General features: G+C 73.9%; 2 protein-coding genes. One reads left to right on the plus strand and one right to left on the minus strand.

Annotated features, from left to right (window positions below; translation table 11 throughout):
* Positions 1-328, plus strand: a 328-nt coding sequence (locus ACWGDE_RS38725; protein WP_453393781.1) for a DUF3097 family protein, incomplete at its 5' end; no start/stop codon positions are given.
* A 121-nt stretch (positions 329-449) separates the two neighbouring features.
* Here ACWGDE_RS38725 and hemW read toward each other — a convergent pair.
* Entirely contained in the window at positions 450-1,682 is a 1,233-nt protein-coding gene (hemW, locus tag ACWGDE_RS38730) for a radical SAM family heme chaperone HemW (RefSeq protein WP_453393782.1), read from the minus strand.
* Positions 1,683-1,718 lie beyond the last annotated feature (36 nt).

The raw sequence follows: 1,718 nt of genomic DNA on the forward strand, positions 1-1,718 counted from the left end.
CCGCCTGGGCGTCCTGGTGGACCACCTGGTCCCCGGCACGAAGGAGTCCCGCATCGCAGCCTCCGTGACCTCCCCGCACGTCCTGATCGTGGGCCACCCGTACGTGGACGTCTGGCAGGCGGTGAAGCCGTCCGCACTGGGCATCGCGGCGTGGCCGGTGATCCCCCGCGGCGAGGACTGGAAGACGGGCATCTGCCGCGCCCTGGGCTGGCCGGAGAACACGGGCGCCGCCTGGCAGCACATCCTGTCCCGCGTGACGTCCTACAAGGACCTGGAACCCACCCTCCTGGGCGCGGTGGAGCACCTGATCGACCACGTGACGGCGTAACGGGGCCGGGCGAATCCAGCCCCGCCGGCGTTTGAGGCGCGGGGTCTGGGGCGGAGCCCCGGGGAACGGTGGAAGGGCGGGTCGGGGACGGCCCCGCAGGGTCGCGCCAGCCCCAGCGGGGTCAGTCGACCAGGTCCCGGACCACCGCGTCGGCCAGCAACCGCCCCCGCAGGGTCAGCACGGCCCGCCCGGCCTCGTACGGGGCCGGATCCAGCAGCCCGTCCGCCAGGGCCCGGCGGGACGCGGCCAGCCCGGCCGGAGCCAGCAGGGACAGCGGTACACCGTCCACCAGGCGGAGCTCCAGCAGGATCCGCTCCACCCGCCGGTCCTCGGAGGACAGCAGCTCCCGCCCGGCCCCGGGCGACCGCCCCTCCGCCAGCGCGGCCGCGTACGCGCCGGGGTGCTTCACGTTCCACCACCGCACCCCGCCCACGTGCGAGTGCGCGCCCGGCCCGGCCCCCCACCAGTCGGCCCCGCGCCAGTACAGCTCGTTGTGCAGGCACCGCCCGGCCTCGGAGGTGGCCCAGTTCGAGACCTCGTACCAGGAGTACCCGGCCTCGGCCATCACGGAGTCCGCGATCAGGTACCGGTCCGCGTGCACGTCGTCGTCCGTCATCGGGACCTCGCCCCGGCGGATCCGCCGCGCCAGCTGCGTCCCTTCCTCCACGATCAGCGCGTACGCCGAGATGTGGTCGGGTCCGGCCCCCAGCGCGGCCGACAGCGACGCCCGCCAGTCCTCGTCCGACTCCCCGGGCGTCCCGTAGATCAGGTCCAGGTTGACGTGGTCGAAGCCCGCCGCCCGCGCCTCCGCGACGCACGCCTCCGGCCGTCCGGGGGTGTGGGTGCGGTCGAGCACCTTCAGGACGTGCTGCTTCGCGCTCTGCATGCCGAAGGAGATCCGGTTGAAGCCGCCCGCGCGCAGCTCCGCCAGGTACTCCGGGTTCACCGACTCCGGATTGGCCTCGGTGGTGATCTCCGCGTCCTCGGCCAGTCCGAACTCCTCGCGGATCGCCGCGAGCATCCGTACGAGGTCGGCGGCCGGCAGCAGCGTCGGCGTACCGCCGCCCACGAACACCGTCCGCACGGCCCGCGGGTCGTCCCCGAGCACCTTCCTGGCCAGCCTGACCTCGTCGATCAGGGTGTCGGCGTAGTTCTCCCGGGAGGCGAGCACGCCGCCGGTACCCCGCAGCTCGGTGGCCGTGTAGGTGTTGAAGTCGCAGTACCCGCAGCGCGTGGCGCAGTACGGGACGTGCAGGTAGAACCCGAGCGGCCGCTCCCCGGCTCCCGCCAGGGCGTGCGACGGCAGCGAGCCGTCTTCGGGCATGGGTTCACCGTCGGGCAGTGCGGAAGGCATGCCCCCATTGTCCCGCACACCCGACCGGCACGAGCC

The organism is Streptomyces sp. NPDC054956, from assembly GCF_053609185.1.

What these genes read in the sequence shown, in the direction of transcription:
- hemW (WP_453393782.1), bottom strand. Translation starts at nt 1,682, where the DNA reads ATGCCTTCCGCACTGCCCGACGGTGAACCCATGCCCGAAGACGGCTCG.